Raw genomic sequence first — 16,802 nt, 5'->3', positions numbered from 1 at the left:
TGACCGTGATCATAATGGCGCTTTTGGGATTTACCTAAAAGCTTTGAGGGATACCTCCTCGTCGATAACCGACGTGCTGTACACGGCTTCCGGGTTTTGCCAGGAATTGCCGGGTTAAATGTATCCGGGAGTACATAATTGAATTGAAAATCCAAAATCCCATGACCTCTAAGCGGATTTTTATCACTGGTGCTAGTGGCTGCATTGGTCACTACATCACTGAAGCGTTAAGTCTCGACACTAACCATGAGTTGTATTTGTTAGTCAGAAACCCTGACAAATTAAAGTTTGACGACTTGAAGTTTGGCGACAAGGGGCGTGCTGGCATTACCATCCTAAAAGGTGACCTGCGCCAGATTGAAGACTTTGGTGACTTGCTCAAGACAATGAATGCGGCAATTCTGGCCGCAACCGCTTGGGGAGGGCAACAGGAAACATTTGATATTAACGTTGTCAAAACTATCGAGTTAATCAACTTGCTTGACCCTACTGTTTGTGAGCAAGTAATTTATTTCTCTACTGCTAGCGTATTGGATAGGAATAACCAATTACTCAAAGAAGCTGGTGAACTTGGAACAGAATATATCTATTCCAAATACACTTGTCTGAAGCGCTTATCCCAATTAGCGTCCGCTCCTAAGATTACTACCCTATTTCCTACCTTGGTACTAGGGGGAGATGAAACTAAACCCTACTCCCATCTGTCATCGGGACTGCCAGATATTGTCAAATGGATTAACTTGATTCGTTGGTTTAGAGCTGATGGCAGTTTCCACTTCATCCACGCCCAAGATATTGCTCAGGTCGTGCGATACCTGATTGATCATCATCCCTCTCAACCATTGAGTGCAGAAGCAGAGTGGATGTCTAGTGGTAGATTGGTTTTAGGTTGTCAGCCGTTGAGTGTCAACCAAGCCGTAGAAGAAGTTTGTAAGTATCTAGGTAAACAAATTTATTTTCGCCTACCATTGTTTATCTGGCTTGCCAATATCTTTATTGTGCTGTTCCGGATTCAGATGGATCCTTGGAGTCGGTTTTCCTTGAATTACCGACATTTTATTTATCACAACCCCGTTAATCCAACCACCTTTGGTTTACCGACTTACTGTCCTACACTTACTGACGTTCTGAAAGTTAGTGGCATTAGCAGAGATTAGATTTTTCAAATCGTTACACTTTAAACTAGAAACAGGACTCCTAGTTAAGTTGTCTTTAATTTTTTAATTGCTGGAATCTAAATTATGCTTACTTATAAGATAACACTATAAAATACTCCATAACTCGGTTCAATTCCACTGGCTTAGTTCATTGATAGTTTTAGAGTCAACGATGTGATTAACCGAGCTTACTATAACCCACAAATTTATATTTATAAATATGATTATCATTTTTATAAAACTAATTATTATATCTTCTTATATCCCTTATCAGGTAATAGATATATCAGGTAATAGATAATCGGGAATTGGTCTGGGGGTAATACAAGCACCCCAAAATACTGACCAGCTTTAACTTTACCAGCTCTAACTTTACACCAGCTTTAGGTTTAAGGTCACTATGCTCCACAACTATACATAGAGAATCATGAGCATAGTTTCAATTACTCATACCAAGTTGCGGACAAACGTACAACTTTCTCTTCCCCCAATCTCTCCATCTCTCCATCTCCCCATCTCCCCATCTCCCCATCTCCCTATCTCCCTATCTCCCTATCTCCCTATCCAAGCAATCTACTATCTTTGAATCTAACTCGGTATCAGAACTCAATTACTGAGAACTAACTCCCTGATTATTCCCTCCAAGTTGGATAAAAATCAGGTTAATAAATTGCATAACTGAATTGGCTAAAACCAATCTAAATAAGGATTATAGCCGACAGTTCATCTTTCAATGCTTTCCAGCACAGTTTAATGATCCAGCGAAAGCTTTTTATAAATTCTTTACGTGCCGGAAATTAATTTAACAAAATCTTTAAATAATCGATACGTAGAATTACGCTGACTTTATAATTAATAGCGAATTTTTCGCTTATTCTTAATCTATAAATGGAAGTATTCAGCCCTCAGCTAACGCCCTAGGCGCATCTACCATTGCCAGCTATCAGCCATTGCATGAGCTGAATGCTTACCTATAAATAGGGATTTTTTTCCGGTTAGTTATATTATATGAAGGGTAAAAAATCCATTCATTATAATGATATTCCGGATTTTTTTAGGCACCAATCAATATCTGTGCTCACTGTTGAATACAACAATTACAACGTAAGCATATGCGCTACGCGCAGGCTACGCCAACAGCTATCAGCGTGTCGCGTATCAGCGTGTCGCGTATCAGCTTATGCGCTACGCGCAGGCTACGCCAACAGCTATCAGCGACCACTGACCACTGACCACTGACCACTGACTACTGACGGCTGAATGCTTACATTACAACACTAGTATCAGAACAATTATTGTGCCTTTAATTTCCCAAATTGAACTGCAAATTTAGGCAGTTCAAAAAAAACTTCGCTGGCTGAAATTTATTCCACAACACCCAGAAAATTATGAAAATGAACAAAACCATTGCTAAAAAATTATTACTGTTCGCTACAGTAACCAGTTCCGTTCTCGCTGCTGCACCAAGTTTGGCTGCTACTTTCGCTTTGTCTAAAGGATCCTTCGACTTCAGAAACTTTAGTACTGATCCTCTAGAAGTCGTTACCCTGGCTGAAGCCGACACTTTTGTGATTTCAACTGGGGGTGATGTGATTGCTGAGGCGAACGCGGAGTCAAGTTTTACTCCTGATTCACTCGATCCACTAAAACGAGCTCGTAATAAATCTTTGAGTACCGCTGAGGGTGAAGGAAGCAACTACCGTGGTGTGGCGGAAAGTTTTGCTGAACTTATCGGTTACAACTTCTTTGTCGATGCAGGGGAAACCTTTTCTTTCGATTTCAATGGTTTTCTGGATCTAATCACCATGATCGACAATCCACCTGCTGAAAGTGCAAGTGCCGAGGGCACCGTAGTTTTCGAGTTATATCACAGCGATGACTTAAGTACTCCCATCGACTTCTTCGCTCTCTCTGGTAACCTAGAAACTCTAGGAGATGATGATTTCCTTGAGTCTGCTCACAGTGAAAATGTGTTTGCTGATAACGACTTTACTAAGTTGTTTGGAGGAACAGAGGAATTTGCTCTGGCTGATGTTCAGGGTTATTATGAGCGCACTTTCGAGACAGCCACTTATTTGACCTTAGTCGAAGCGAAAACGAATAAGGTAACCGTTAAAGCTCCTGAATCGTCAAACTTGCTAGGCTTACTTTTCTTCGGTTTACTGAGCATTGGATACCGAGTCAAAACTAAAACTTTGACTGATAAGTCAAAACTATTAAGAGATTAATTATACTATTAATTATGATCAAGTCCGGTTAATCACATATCAACTATTTCCTGGATTATTGGTAATTAGGAATTAGTAATCGGTAATGGGTAATCGTAAACTACCAATTACTAATTTACCAATCATTAGTTACCAGATTATATCAGGAATATGATAATTAGTCAACCGGATTTGATATAATTAGTCATTAGGTAGCAAAAATACCGCTAGTGGGAGCAAAATGCTCCCTTATTTTTTCTCTGATCTCGCTCTCTTCTTTTTTGTCGTAGAAGATGCAACGCTAGAGCTGGAACTTCTACTATAACTCCTGCCCGACTCTCTGGTCACAGTAACCTCTTCACTAGTGTTTGCTTGCTCACCAGATGCAAATGTCCTACTTTCGGCTTGGACTACTATATTTCCATCTGGTGAAACTATCCATTTTCTGATTATCCGGGAGCGAATCATAATTTAATGCCTCCATGGCTTTGTTGATTGAGATTTACCTACTTTAAAGGGTAAGCATTCAGCTGATAGCACCTCAAGTAGCGGATTAGCTTACTTACCCATTACCCATTACCCTCAATCATGCCACTACTGACCCAACGCCTCGGCAGTTTGACTCTCAACATTATCAACCATAGTGTCACTATGAAGCATATAGTTGAGTTCACGATTGAGCCAATCCTGAAACAGTCTATCCAATATCTCGTCGTACCTTTCTGGTGTTAATTCAGCAGGGATAAACCTTTCTACCATCAAGATATGATAACCCTGAGGAGTTTTGACGGGATTGACCACTTGTCCAATCGGTACACCAAAGACAATCGCTGCTATATCTGTACGTAAATTCCAACGGTAAAGCTTCCCTTCAAAACCGCACTTCTGTCGGCGTTCCTCATCAATGTCGTAGATATGAGCTGCTTGATAAAAGCTAATTTCTTTTTCTTCAATTTGATAGAATAGTTCTTGGGCAAGTTTCTCGTTAGCTACAATAATTTGATAGAGCAAGATTTGGTCAAAATCTAGTCGGTTTTGACCAAAAAACTTTTCTACGTCTTTATCAAATAGACACTTGGATAACTTTTTAGCTAGCAATTGCTGACGAATTCCGGCTTCCCAGTCATCAGAAGTAATCATATTATCCGCTAGCCAAGCTAGAGTGTCTGAAGCTTTCTCCAAGCGATTTTCGTGACGGAATTTATCTGCCTCTTCCTGAATTTCTTCGGCGGTGACGGTTAAGTTTCTTTCCGCAGCAGATCGATTAATGACTTTTTGATACAAAATTTTCTCAGAGACGTCTTTCAGCTGGATTTCTCGTTTCAGAAACTCAGTAATTTCCTGTGGTTCAAGGGATGCTCTAGAAAGAATAGTCATGGTTAGGTTTTCCTAGCTCAGATTTTAGCTGATAGAGTAATGGGGCAATATATGGGACAACGGATGAGTGAACAGATGTAAGGGATGGGCTGATTCCGACTACTTATCAAGGTGATTCTTACTACTTATCAATCTTATCCTAAAATTACATCAGATACTGTGATGAAATCATCATTAGTTAGGGTGGTTGCACCCTGTCCATCTACGGTTCCTTTGACTACAGCTAGAATATCGTTATTGAATTTAACCAAAGTGGCATCAGCAATGCCATTACCAGTGCTATCAAATACGTCTAAGACAATATCGTCTACTAAGACTTCGACTGTCAGACCAATCTTATCTCCTTCAAATTTATTGAAGTCAGTGATTTGATCAGCTAATCCTGGATCAGTGATCGGGTTAGTTTCTTGGGTTAGAACAAATGTATCACCACCATTCCAGCCTGTGAGGCTATCTAGCCCTATGCCACCAACCAGGAAGTCTTCCCCATCACCACCATCTAAGCTATCATTCCCTGCTCCACCCAGTAAAATATCATTGCCATCCTTGCCATTAATACTATCGTTACCTTGGTTTCCTTTCAGGAGGTCATCCCCTGCTTCTCCGGAAATCTGATCATTGCCTTGCAGTCCCTGAATTTGGTCGTTGCTGTTGTCACCGACTAGTTCGTCATCCCCTTCAGTACCAATGATAGTGTTGTCGTAGGTCGTGATGAAATCAGCACTGGTTAGAGTAGTCTCACCCTGAGCATTAACTGTTCCTTGGACTAGTGCTAGGATACCGTTGTCAGGAGAGGATGCTAGCTTTACTAAAGTCCCATCAGCTGTGCTATCACCATTGCTATCAAATACCTCTAGTAGGATGTCCTCCCCAGATAGTCCCCCAGTTAAACTAATCTTGTCACCCTCAGCAGCATTGAAATCAGTGATTACATCAGCTAGAGAGGGGTCAGTGATAGGACTAGTTGTTTCCAATCCCAGCACAAATGTATCGCTACCGTTGCCCCCTGTGACTGTATCCGTACCAAAGCCACCAATCAGGACATCATCCCCATCTCCCCCAGTTAGTTCATCATTGCCTTGAGTACCCCCCAGTGTGCTATTGCCATTAATAGTAGTCATTCTCATCACGTTGGAGCCTACACCTGCCCTCACACCACTGATTAAGCGATCGCTACTGCTTGAACTCCAGCGATTAGTCCATGAACTGCTATTTCTGCTATTTGTTTGTGAGTCGTTAGTTACTATCCTACTACGATCGTTACCATTGATAGTGAGGCTATTGTTTCTGATGGTTTTGGAAGAATTGTTTGTAGTCGCAGTTGAACTAGTAATTAGACTACGGTTCTCTGGGATGCTGTCTGTGATGCTGTCTGGGATGCTGTCTGGGATGCTGTCTGGGATGCTGTCTGTGATGCTCTGTGTGATGGGCTTTGTGAACCTTTCTTTCAGCCTCTCTGCAATTCGGCTCAAACGAGGAAATGTATAGCTTCTTGTTCTGATGAAAGTTTTGTTTAAATCAAACATGGTTCTGAATCGGCTATAAGCCGTGTGTTACCCTTAAGCTGCACCTGTTGAACCTGGTTTGTGGAGTGTTAAGTGTTGAGTGTTGAGTGTTGACCGTTAACTGTTCTACTGCCGTACCGACACGCCTTATCTCTACCAAGCATCAACTGTTAACTATCAACAAAAATTCCTCTATAATTCCTCTATTCCAAAACTATGCCAATGAGTTTAGGAAGTTTATGCTCAACATAAAAAAGGAATGAACATCTTTTCCCTTTCATTCCTAATTCGATTCCCTCCTCATTATCAAGCTAGGGGCTAGGTAGTAGGCGAAAAAAACTTTAGTTACCATTGCCCATCCCCTAGTCTCCCTTACCTATTACCGAAAATTACCGAAAACTCTTATTGATTTATCGCCGGATTTACCAAAATCGGTATTATCTATATCTACCGAAAAACAAAGATATACTGTCAGACTTAGCTCGGAAAACCCCTTTCCTAGTCCTAGACTCAGCATCAGCACTCGCCCTGGCGATGCTCTTCTTAGAAAACCTGCTATTTATTACTCTTGAATCAGTATCAGTCACTACTGAGGCTCGATTGCCAAAAGCGAATGCATCAGCGTCGGATAATGCCACGTCAGCTCTAGCAAGTGTTCTGGTATTTGCCCGAGCAATTCGACCGCCTATAATCCAGTTTGCCTGAACATGTTCCCGAGAAAAATCTAGGTTATTAATAATCATTAATCAACCTCTACCTGTATAGCTTTGCCTGTTAGATTGATGATAAAGATGGATAAGCCTCACATTCCTTTTTCAATAAAAATGGTGTTCCTATCCCAAAATATCTAATTTAAAACTACATTTAAAACTACCTGGGCATGACTAGTTTTTGTTAACTGATAATTTTAAGTCAACTAACGCTACGAAAACCCTTCCTTTGTGTTCCAGGTTCTCCGTTCCCTTTTCCTTGTATCCGCCCAGTTAATTGGAATTGTTTCCAAATTTCGTCTTTCTATTGGCCTTAACTAAGGGGGAAGCATTGGTCACTAAATCTAGAGATTAATTTATCCTAGATATAAATGCTTACCCCCAGCAATCTGATCAAGTACTACGATTAATCCCTACTAAGATTAGTTCACAAAAGCTACAGAAAGAGAAATTGCCGAAGAGCCGTGGGAATTGGCTTGAGCGTCAGTAATGGTTTCAGCCAGACTATCCTTACCTTTAGCATCAGCGGTAGCTTCAGCAGTAGCGGCGTTGCCCCGAACCTTCACAATAGACTCAAAGCGCTCTTTGATATTGACCCTTTTCTTGATATCAATTTTCTTGTTATCGCGGAAGTATACACTTCGTCTTAATCCACCAACGATGTTGGTTTCTTCGTTAACAACTTCGATGTGATTTAGGTCAGAAATAATCATGGTTGGTCTGCTCTTTGGTAATTTTTTTGTTACTCAACAACTTGGTTGTTGTTACTTTTATTCTACCGCTCTTAAGTCAATTTGTTTCACTTGTCACGCCAATTTGGCGGAAACTTGATTAAGTTTGGTAGGTGGCTTAGGTAGGTGGCTAAATAAATACTTAGTTTCATAAATATTAGTAGGAAATAGGGTTTAGTCCCTACTAATATTTAGTCCCTACTAAGATTAGTTGACAAAAGCCACAGAAAGAGAAATTGCAGAAGAGCCGTGGGAATTGGCTTGAGCGTCAGTAATGGTTTCAGCCAGACTATCCTTACCTTTAGCATCAGCGGTAGCTTCAGCAGTAGCGGCGTTGCCCCGAACCTTCACAATAGACTCAAAGCGCTCTTTGATATTGACCCTTTTCTTGATATCAATTTTCTTGTTATCGCGGAAGTATACACTTCGCCTTAATCCACCAACGATGTTGGTTTCTTCGTTAACAACTTCGATGTGATTTAGGTCAGAAATAATCATGGTTGGTCTGCTCTTTTGTTAGTTTGATGTTGCTCAACAACTTGGTTTTTGTTGTTGTTACTTTCATCCTACCTCTCTTACTTTAATTTGTCTCACTTGTCACGCCAATTTGGCGGAAAGTTTTTAATTCAGTTAGGTAGGTAGCTAACAACAACTTGGTTTTTGTTGTTGTTACTTTCATCCTACCGCTCTTACTTTAATTTGTCTCACTTGTCACGCCAATTTGGCGGAAACTTTAGCTCGACACTTGATTCAGTTAGGTAGGTAACTAACAACCCCTTGGTTGTTGTTACTTTAATCCTACCGCTCTTACTTTAATTTGTCTCACTTGTCACGCCAATTTGGCGGTAAAGTTTTAGGGATAGTTTAACGTTACAAATTGTTATGAAAAATGCCCAAGTTATGGAAAACTAACTTGGGAGTATTAAGGCAATTTATGCCGTATCAAAAAATTAAGAAAAACAAAATAAATTCAGGGATTGGGGGACTGTCAGCATTGAGCTATCAGTCCCTCACCTCAATGGTGAGGTTAGCAGTCACTAGAAAAACCTTACATTCCTAGTAGTTGAGTAGAATTTTTGCAATTTGAGTAGAATTTTTGCAATTTGTTGTTAAACCACTGTTCTTGAGAGCCCCCTTGAACTAGTTGGCTTCTCCTGTCAAGGGGCTCTGCATAATCGAGATCTTTAATGTTCCTTAAGCACTTGTGAGCATCTTGCCTATCCTGCTTTAAAGTGTCGGTTGTAGCTTGATTGAGTGAGTCCATTTTCTCGTTATCCCGTCGCAATCGGCAGTAGGTTCGTGACGGTATGTATTCTATGGGGTTAAGACCCAAATAACGCAGCATCAAAACACAAGCCCAGGAATACTTGCGATCGCGGATTGCTTCTTCAATCAAACTAATCTTTTCAGGATCTAGGGTTTTGCCCAGTGGGCGATTAGAACGACGAAGCATGGAGTAACTCATGATTATTTCTCTGTGATCTGAAGGTCAACGAATTGGATTTACAGGATTTACGCTTGAACTCTACCTCTAGTTTAAATAGTCAGTGATTCTGGTTGGTCAATTAACCGAAGAGTTAGAGTACTGATCTAAGAATCTGATTTGAGTTGTAAAACCTCCGCAGATGGTGTGTTTGGCTGATCGGTTGATCTCGAAGAATCTCACAACCTGTTCTTTTGTACCAATCAATAACGATTGATAGCTCAGGATTATCTTCTTCTAAATTTCCATCAATCATCCCCATTTTGGAGAACACCAGATTATTCCCCCCTTCTAGTTGACTGACAAATCTCAAACACTTCAAATACTCTCAGTAAAGACTATTTTGAACAGAGCTTTATGAAAATTTTGTTCAGATTGTGATCAGATTTCGTGAATATTTTGATCAGATTTTGTGAAAAGACTGTGAAATCCTGTATCCACAGGGAATTCAAGCAGCTTTTCCATGACCGAGCTCAATCTACCTCTGACCATAAATTTCCCTCACTCGGCATTGCCCACGACTTGTCAGTCAATCCCTTTTCCTCCCTTGTACTCCTCTTCCCTGACTGGTTGTGCCACCAGGGTTAATCGACCTGGATTTAGTACCACTCCCATTACGCTATAGGCAGTATGTCGATGGCTAAATTGCGTTAGTCCTGCTATAGATTGACACCACCTTTTTGCAGCTGTCGGATCGGATCTAACAAGAAATCCACAATCCGACGGCGGCGGATAATGATGTCAGCTTTGGCTGTCTGACCAGCTTTGAATCGGATCATTTGATCGTCCTCTTTAACGTAGTCACGGTTTAGGGAAACTTCTACCTCATAAACTGAACCAAGTTGTTGATCAGTTTTGGCATCAGCAGAAAGGGAAGTAACTTTCCCTTTGATGATGCCGTATTCCTGATAGGGATAGGCATCAAGCTTGATTTGCACCGGCATTCCTTGTTTGATAAAGCCTGCCTCCTGATTAGGTAAACTGGCTGATAACACCAGGGGCGCATCTTGGGGCGCTACTTCAGCAATGGTTTGACCGGATTGAAAGACTTCACCAATATTGGCAACGTTGAGGGAGGAAACTACTCCATCTACCGGTGCATAGAGAAACTTTTGTTTGAGCCTGGCTTTCGCACTAGTTAGCAGATTGCGGTTTTCAGCAATTTTGGCATTTAGTTGAGTCAGTTCGATCTCCAACTGCTGAAGTTTTTGCTTGGTCTCGAGCTGAGTCCGATGGACTTCTGCTTGCTTCTGAGTTAGACCTGCTTGAAGTCGTTGGATTTCTGCTAAGGTTTGGTTGAGATCGCTCTGAGTGAGGGTGATGGAGCTATTGCGATCGCGTATACTCTGCTGGGCTTGATAAATCTGGTCTTGGTTACTGGCTGCTTCTTGCAGTTGGGTTTGGGTAATCACCCGCTGACTCGCTCGTAGGCTATGTTCTGCTTGAAATACTTGTTCTTTTGAGATTGCCCCTGATGCTAACAGGGGTTTGAGATTATCGAGGCGTTCCTTAAGGGCAAAGGCATCATCCTGTCGTTGCTGGAGCAGTGCTTGGGTAGTAGCCTTGAGCTGTTTTAGCCGTTCTAGTCTGTCCTGACTGGCGACTTTTGCCTGCTGATGTTGGATCAGTTGTTCTCGTAAGGCAGTTACTTTAGTCTGTGCCTGATCGATAGCTGCCTGTTGTCCGTCAATGTCCGCTTTGGCAATTTGCTGACGGGTTTGGGCTTCTTGGCGAATGTTTTCAATCAGCCCTTGCATCTGAATTAATTTGATTTGGTCAGCATTGATCAGTTGCTCCAAACGCTCTACTTCCGTAGCACCAAGTTTTGTATCTAGTTCCACCAAGACTTGCCCAGCGGTAACCGATTCCCCTTCTTTGACCGCAATCTTGGCCACTTTGCCAGATTCAATCGGGTGAATTTTATACACTTCTCCTTTTGGCACTAACTTGCCTGTGGCTTTACCCACTTCGTCAATTTGCCCAAAGGTTGCCCAAACCCCACAAACCATACAGAAGGCGAATCCGCCCAAAAGCAGTCTCTGGGGCAGTACCGATGGTGGCTGATCCAGTAAATTTTGTAGGGCTGTTGACCAGTTTTCAGTGTTGGTAGCTCCTAGTGATGATGTTGCTGTGACCGGATTTGGGACATGATTAGGTGATGCTCGGACTAGTGGTGCTGATACCGCTGTCCCTCCATAGATCGATCTAATCTCAGCTGAGGTTAGATTAGGGTGAGGGGTTTCTCCCTTAGGGAGTCCCTCTCTAGACGGGGTAGATGCTTCTGGTTTGTTCATGATAGTTCACCGATAATCACTGGTAGTGTTGTGTGTATTGATTTGAACTGAGAACACGAACGTTCGCGAAAGTCAATCTTGAACACAGTGGGGGATATACTTAATCACCCCGAGAGCGATTTTTTACGAAAAACATTTACAAACTTTGATAAATGCCAGGGTTAAAGATCTAGCTGCTGCTGGGCTAGGTGGTAGTACAGACCTTTCTCAGCCATGAGTTCGGAGTGGGTACCGCGCTCTGCGATCAGACCTTGGTCGAGGACGAGTATACAGTCGGCATTGCGCACCGTAGAAAGACGGTGGGCAATGATGAAGGTAGTGCGATCGCGACTAATGCGAGCTAAATTTTGTTGAAAACGTCGCTCTGATTCCGTATCTAGGGAGCTAGTCGCTTCATCGAGAATCAGAATCTTGGGGTTACCCAGCAAGGCTCGGGCGATCGCAATCCGTTGCCGTTGTCCCCCAGACAGGTTAGACCCTCGCTCCCCAACCTTGGTGTTGTATCCCAGTGGCAGGTTTTGAATAAACACATGAGCTTCAGCCAATTTGGCCACTTCTACCCCTTGTTCGAGACTATACTCAGGTTTGTATAAAGTGATGTTGTCTAAGATTGTCCCTGAAAACAAAAAGCATTCTTGGGGTACTACACCTAATTGAGAGCGCAAAGACTGGGGAGAAACATGTCGGATGTCGTGGCTATCAATCAAAATACGGCCTGTAGTTGGCTGATAGAGTCCTTGGAGCAGCCTGACCAAGGTACTTTTGCCCGAGCCACTGCGTCCAACAATGGCTATGGTCTTTCCAGGGGCAACCTCGAAGGAAATGTTCTGAAGGATGTATTGTTCATCATCCTCACTGTAGCGAAAGCTGATATTGTCAAACTGAACATGCCCCGCGATCCCAGGCAATGGCATCAGGGGTTTTTGGGTATTCTCTTCTGGCTGGGTGGTCAAGACATCATCGAGCCGTTCCACGGATACCAATATTTCTTGGAACTCATCCCAAAGTCCCACCAAAGACAAAATCGGGCTAATCACCCGACCAATGAGCATATTAAATGCCACAAACTGACCAATCGTGAGCTGTTCCTGAATTACCAGACTTGCTCCCAACCATAGTAAAGCCGTGCCGCTGAGGTTATTAATCAAGCCACTCACTGACCCTAAGCCGTTGGCCAAGTTCTGTCCTTTGAATTCCATATTCAACTGACCCGTGAGGCGGTCTTCCCAGCGCCAGCGCACCTCTTGTTCAGAGGCTGCTGCTTTGACAGTTGCTACCCCCGATATCATTTCTACTAACAGGGAGTTTTGTGCCGCCTCTTCTTTAAAGATTTCCCTGGACACTTGCCGTAGAAATGGACTGGCAACTATGGTCAAAATCGCAATCGGTACAATCGTTGCCAGCACCAGCAAGGTTAGGTGCCAGTTGTAGTAGAGCATCAACCCCACATAGACAAACATCATTACCACATCCAGCCAAGTGGCAATGGCTTGCTGAGTGAGGAACGCCTGAATTTTCCCAGTTTCCTGGACTCTGGTCAGGATGTCTCCCACCTGGCGGGATTCAAAAAACTTCAGGGGTAGTGTGAGTGTATATTTAATAAAGCCACTGACAAAGGTAAGACTGAGTCGATTGGAAAAGTAATCGAGCAAGTAGCGTCTGGTGACACTCAAGCCCATGCTCCAAAGTCCAAAGATGACTAGACCAATGGCAAAGACATTGAGGGTAACAAAACTTTTGTTAACCACCACCCGATCCAAAATGATTTGGGTAAACAGGGGGGTAATCAGACCAAACACCTGGAGCAGTAGGGAAGCTAGGATAATTTGCAACAGGACTATGCGATGGGGCCATAGCAATCCCCAAAAGCGATTCAGAGAAATCTTTTGATTGGGAGTAGCTGCTAGCTGGGGAGTGGGATTCAACAGCAGTGCATATCCTGTCCAACCCTCTAGAAATTGTTGTCGAGAAAGCGATCGCTTTCCTACAGCTGGATCCGCAACAAGTACCTTCTCCCCTTTGACCCAATAGACAACTATATAATGATCACCTTGCCAGTGAGCAATCCAGGGGTTACTCCGATCCGCTAGGCGAGCTAAAGACGCTCTGACTGGAGTAGCTTGAAATCCCAAGGTTTCTGATGCTCTGGCTAACCCTTTCAAGGATGACCCAGCACGCCCCACCCCAGCCAGATTCCGTAGGGAATTCAAACTAAATCGTTTGCCCCAGTAGCGTCCAATCATTGCCAAGCAAGCAGCGCCACAATCGGAAGACGATTGCTGTTCAATTAAGGGATAGCGTTGCCACAACCCCTGAAGAAAATGCCGCTTCGTCGGTACGGGAAATGGGATCAGTTCAGACTCAGCCTGGGTGGAGTTACTTTCTGTTTCAGCATTTCCATTGGTAGGGAGGTTGGATGGAATTAGCGGTACTCTGTGACCGGACTGAGTACGGACTTGGTGAAGTATGGTGCTAGTGGCGTCTGATTTCTGGTGTCCATTTTCAGAGCTTTGACCCGTCTGTGGACTCAACCTTGCCAGCACTGGTGCCAGGAGTTGGGCAGTTTCCCAATGTTCCTTTGGTAGATGGGTTACCCATAAATCGCTTTGGGCAATCCAATCTTCCGGCACTGGCTGAGGATAGCCCCAACTTTCGCCCCTTGCAATGGTGAGTCGGCAATTCTCTTGAACTGGGTCCCTTTCAATCTGACCACTACGTAGCCAGTAACGACCAACTTGGCCAGACTCAACTAAGGACTCCCCAGCGGAAATCCATGTGTCTACCAGGTAGGGCAACAATTGCTGTAGGGTGATGCTGTCAAGGGTACGCAATTCTGTCAAGGTCTTGAAGAAAATCAAGCGTTGCCGGTGCTGAGCTTGTTGCTGTAGGTGTTCAAGCCACTCCGGTAGCTGTTCTAACCAAGATTCGAGTTCAGCTAAGGAAATCCGAGCAATCTGTCCTGAACTCGCAGCGATCGCTTGGTAAGAATAAGATAGGTTGCACAACCGTTCCTCAGCCCCAAAGCTTGCCCCCTCTTCAAGAACCTGTACGGATACATCCCGCTGTTTTTCCTCATCAAAGCTTAGCAGCCGCACCCGCCCGCGACAGACCACGTAAAAATACTTATTTGGTTCATTTTGAACAGAATCTTGGCTTAAATCCCGTCTAGGATGGGGTATAATTTCATCACCTAGATCAAAGTTATGAATTTGGAAGGATTGACTAAATTCAGGTAATAGTGTATTTACTAGTGTCTTATCCAACCAGTTCGCGATTAGGTGTTCAATAACCTCGGAAGATTTATGGGTCGGGTATTGGCCAAGGGAATCTGGTGGTTGCCCTGATTCTTCTAAACCGACCGTTTTCTGATGCATTAGCTAGAACCCCTTCGTTAGTGAGTTTTGCCATGTCTTGACTAGCGCCATGGTTAGCTTGAGTCTTTGACCCCATTTGATTGGCACAAGTCCTGATTGATCAAACAGTGCTCTGGGTAGTCACATAGAATCTTTTCTCCCATTTTCCCTAGGGATAGTCCCAGTAGTGTTCCCTGGGGTTGACTTAGGAGTTGACTTAGGAGTACTGTGGCATCCAACAAGTGTTTGCCGTTTGATGCAACCTAAGCAATCCCAGCTAATCCAGGTAAATAAGTAATAATTTGATGGTCACCCTTGTTCCGGGAGGCTGATCGCCATTTTTTCGTTAACTTTATGAAAAGCTTGTGAAATCAATTATGAGTTTTTTCCCCTGAAAACTCAATATCTTTACATATTTCTTAATTTACATATTTCCTTTTTTACATAATATTCCTTACCACTAACCCCAAGGACAATCTCCGGAATCATCCTATGTGAAGTAAATCGGCGCTGTCAAGTTATTTTTACGATAAAATCACGGTTTTGAAGACATCTTCAATAAATCTTAATCAAATCTCATTGAAGTTAAGTGGTCAGATTGAACTTAACCAGGTCGATAGATTGGTCAAGTTTTCATAACATTTTTACTAAACTAATTATTCATATAATCAGTTTAGTAGTTATCAATAGTCTCACAAGTACTTTACCAAGTCTTCATCAAATCTTATTATAAAATTTAAATAAAATTCACAAGAACAGCTATGTCTCAGCTTCTAGAGAAGCTTTGTGATCCGTAATAGTGTGATAGGGTTTGTCAATTACCCTAGGGGTGATACCCCTCAAAAAAATGCCAGCTTACAGAGCACCATACTTCCTATTTGGTCGTAATATCATCGACCCTTAAATACTAATCATTAAAACTGATCGGGAGAGAGGGAGAAGTAAGGGGAGGAAAGAACGGGGATACGCGGATATTGTTAATTATCGATCATCCTCCGGACTTGCTATAAGTTAATCAACAGTTAACTTACCTATTTTTCTTGATCGTTATTTTTATTTAAAAAAAAAATAATCCCTAGGTTTACATTTACTTCATCAATCCTATAGTTACCTATTAAGAAACGTAAAGGTTACAAAAATAAATAATAAAAAATGACAAATTGGCAGATCTAGTATTTTGATTTTTTTTATGGTTTTACTATCAATAAATTGGTGAACTTAGCCGTTGGATAATATAGCATTTTTTGTATCAAATGTCAACCTATAAGGTTTTTTTTATTGAACAATAAAACTCCGGATATCTTTACCATCTTGCCTTACTTACCCTCCTGGTAGGGGTTAGAGGTGGGTTCCTCTTGTATGCAAGCCAATTCCTGCAAGAAGTGTATTGACAACCCAGATACAAACGCGCTTATTTCCCATTATCCCTTCCCAATATTGATAATTAAGTTAATTAAGTGAACAGAACAACCTAGACGTTTATGACATCAGATACTCTATTCTTATCCCTTAAATCTCAAACCTATAACCCTAAACCTAACTTTGCTAATGCTACCGGAGGCGCTCAGTTTACAGGATACAGTCACAGTTCTTCAGGGACTTTGACTGATGCCCAAGCGCAGACTTTTGTCAACGATGGTTTAAGTCAGGCCATTGCTAATGCTGACGCCACCTTTATCAATGACCCAACTTTTTCTGAACTCTTCACTGAAAGTGCTGGAGTTGGTACTGAGGGCGCTTATGAAGTATTTGCTAATAGTAAGGCTAAGGTAGTTGGTAATTTTTCCGTTGGTGCTTATGAGAAGTTCTCCTTTGATTTCTCAACCGCTGTACAACTTGACTCAAAAGAAATTGAAAATTCCAATACTGAATATGCTTCCGCAAAGTCAGGCAGTTACTTTTTTGTATTAGACACAACCAATGGTTATACCAGACTGTTAGATTATTTTGGCTTCAAGGGTAATTTAATTTCTTCTAGTCAAGTA

The 16,802-nt window shown here is 42.4% G+C and carries 12 protein-coding genes; 5 read left to right on the top strand and 7 right to left on the bottom strand.

Going from position 1 to position 16,802, the window contains the following annotated elements:
* The first annotated feature begins 161 nt into the window (after nucleotides 1-161).
* Entirely contained in the window at nucleotides 162-1,157 is a 996-nt protein-coding gene (locus tag F6J99_RS26850) for an NAD(P)-dependent oxidoreductase (protein ID WP_293117001.1), read from the top strand.
* 1,388 nt (nucleotides 1,158-2,545) lie between these two features.
* Nucleotides 2,546-3,385 (top strand): hypothetical protein, encoded by an 840-nt coding sequence (locus F6J99_RS26845; RefSeq protein ID WP_293116999.1) that lies wholly within the window; start codon nucleotides 2,546-2,548, stop codon nucleotides 3,383-3,385.
* Between the two features lie 573 nt (nucleotides 3,386-3,958).
* Here F6J99_RS26845 and F6J99_RS26840 read toward each other — a convergent pair.
* Both F6J99_RS26840 and F6J99_RS26835 read right to left on the bottom strand, forming a co-directional pair.
* Entirely contained in the window at nucleotides 3,959-4,741 is a 783-nt protein-coding gene (locus tag F6J99_RS26840; protein ID WP_070390618.1) for a peptidylprolyl isomerase, read from the bottom strand.
* A gap of 134 nt (nucleotides 4,742-4,875) precedes the next feature.
* Nucleotides 4,876-5,862, bottom strand: coding sequence for a calcium-binding protein (locus F6J99_RS26835; protein WP_293116996.1), 987 nt, complete (start codon nucleotides 5,860-5,862; stop codon nucleotides 4,876-4,878).
* A 10-nt stretch (nucleotides 5,863-5,872) separates the two neighbouring features.
* Between F6J99_RS26835 and F6J99_RS26830 the strand changes: the two genes are divergently transcribed.
* Both F6J99_RS26830 and F6J99_RS26825 read left to right on the top strand, forming a co-directional pair.
* The gene (locus F6J99_RS26830; RefSeq protein WP_293116994.1) at nucleotides 5,873-6,229 is read left to right on the top strand and encodes a hypothetical protein; all 357 of its coding nucleotides are present in this window, start codon (nucleotides 5,873-5,875) and stop codon (nucleotides 6,227-6,229) included.
* Nucleotides 6,230-6,651: 422 nt separating this feature from the next.
* Nucleotides 6,652-6,951: a hypothetical protein gene (locus tag F6J99_RS26825; RefSeq protein ID WP_293116992.1), complete on the top strand. Its 300-nt coding sequence runs from the start codon at nucleotides 6,652-6,654 to the stop codon at nucleotides 6,949-6,951.
* 427 nt (nucleotides 6,952-7,378) lie between these two features.
* Here F6J99_RS26825 and F6J99_RS26820 read toward each other — a convergent pair whose 3' ends face one another.
* From F6J99_RS26820 to F6J99_RS26800, 5 genes are all read right to left on the bottom strand, one after another.
* A complete protein-coding gene (locus F6J99_RS26820) occupies nucleotides 7,379-7,669 on the bottom strand; it encodes a hypothetical protein (RefSeq protein ID WP_293116990.1) in 291 nt (96 codons plus the stop codon).
* A gap of 225 nt (nucleotides 7,670-7,894) precedes the next feature.
* On the bottom strand, nucleotides 7,895-8,185 hold the full coding sequence (locus tag F6J99_RS26815; RefSeq protein WP_293116990.1) for a hypothetical protein: 291 nt from the start codon (nucleotides 8,183-8,185) through the stop codon (nucleotides 7,895-7,897).
* Between the two features lie 550 nt (nucleotides 8,186-8,735).
* The gene (locus F6J99_RS26810; RefSeq protein ID WP_070390624.1) at nucleotides 8,736-9,152 is read right to left on the bottom strand and encodes a HetP family heterocyst commitment protein; all 417 of its coding nucleotides are present in this window, start codon (nucleotides 9,150-9,152) and stop codon (nucleotides 8,736-8,738) included.
* Nucleotides 9,153-9,829: 677 nt separating this feature from the next.
* Entirely contained in the window at nucleotides 9,830-11,464 is a 1,635-nt protein-coding gene (locus F6J99_RS26805) for an HlyD family efflux transporter periplasmic adaptor subunit (protein ID WP_070390625.1), read from the bottom strand.
* A gap of 161 nt (nucleotides 11,465-11,625) precedes the next feature.
* Nucleotides 11,626-14,838 (bottom strand): peptidase domain-containing ABC transporter, encoded by a 3,213-nt coding sequence (locus tag F6J99_RS26800; RefSeq protein WP_293116986.1) that lies wholly within the window; start codon nucleotides 14,836-14,838, stop codon nucleotides 11,626-11,628.
* Between the two features lie 1,580 nt (nucleotides 14,839-16,418).
* Here F6J99_RS26800 and F6J99_RS26795 point away from each other — a divergent pair.
* Nucleotides 16,419-16,802 (top strand): hypothetical protein (locus F6J99_RS26795; RefSeq protein WP_293116983.1); only part of this gene is annotated, 384 nt, incomplete at its 3' end.

The organism is Moorena sp. SIO4G3 (genome assembly GCF_010692305.1).
Lineage (GTDB): Bacteria > Cyanobacteriota > Cyanobacteriia > Cyanobacteriales > Coleofasciculaceae > Moorena > Moorena producens_A.
The sequence above is the reverse complement of the archived record's forward strand: the minus strand, read 5'-3'. Positions and strand labels throughout refer to the sequence as shown.

Excerpts from the sequence above, each read along its gene's own strand:
- F6J99_RS26850 (WP_293117001.1), top strand. The coding sequence starts at position 162 with ATGACCTCTAAGCGGATTTTTATCACTGGTGCTAGTGGCTGCATTGGT.
- F6J99_RS26845 (WP_293116999.1), top strand. The coding sequence starts at position 2,546 with ATGAAAATGAACAAAACCATTGCTAAAAAATTATTACTGTTCGCTACA.
- F6J99_RS26840 (WP_070390618.1), bottom strand. The coding sequence starts at position 4,741 with ATGACTATTCTTTCTAGAGCATCCCTTGAACCACAGGAAATTACTGAG.
- F6J99_RS26835 (WP_293116996.1), bottom strand. The coding sequence starts at position 5,862 with ATGACTACTATTAATGGCAATAGCACACTGGGGGGTACTCAAGGCAAT.
- F6J99_RS26820 (WP_293116990.1), bottom strand. The coding sequence starts at position 7,669 with ATGATTATTTCTGACCTAAATCACATCGAAGTTGTTAACGAAGAAACC.
- F6J99_RS26815 (WP_293116990.1), bottom strand. The coding sequence starts at position 8,185 with ATGATTATTTCTGACCTAAATCACATCGAAGTTGTTAACGAAGAAACC.
- F6J99_RS26810 (WP_070390624.1), bottom strand. The coding sequence starts at position 9,152 with ATGAGTTACTCCATGCTTCGTCGTTCTAATCGCCCACTGGGCAAAACC.
- F6J99_RS26805 (WP_070390625.1), bottom strand. The coding sequence starts at position 11,464 with ATGAACAAACCAGAAGCATCTACCCCGTCTAGAGAGGGACTCCCTAAG.
- F6J99_RS26800 (WP_293116986.1), bottom strand. The coding sequence starts at position 14,838 with ATGCATCAGAAAACGGTCGGTTTAGAAGAATCAGGGCAACCACCAGAT.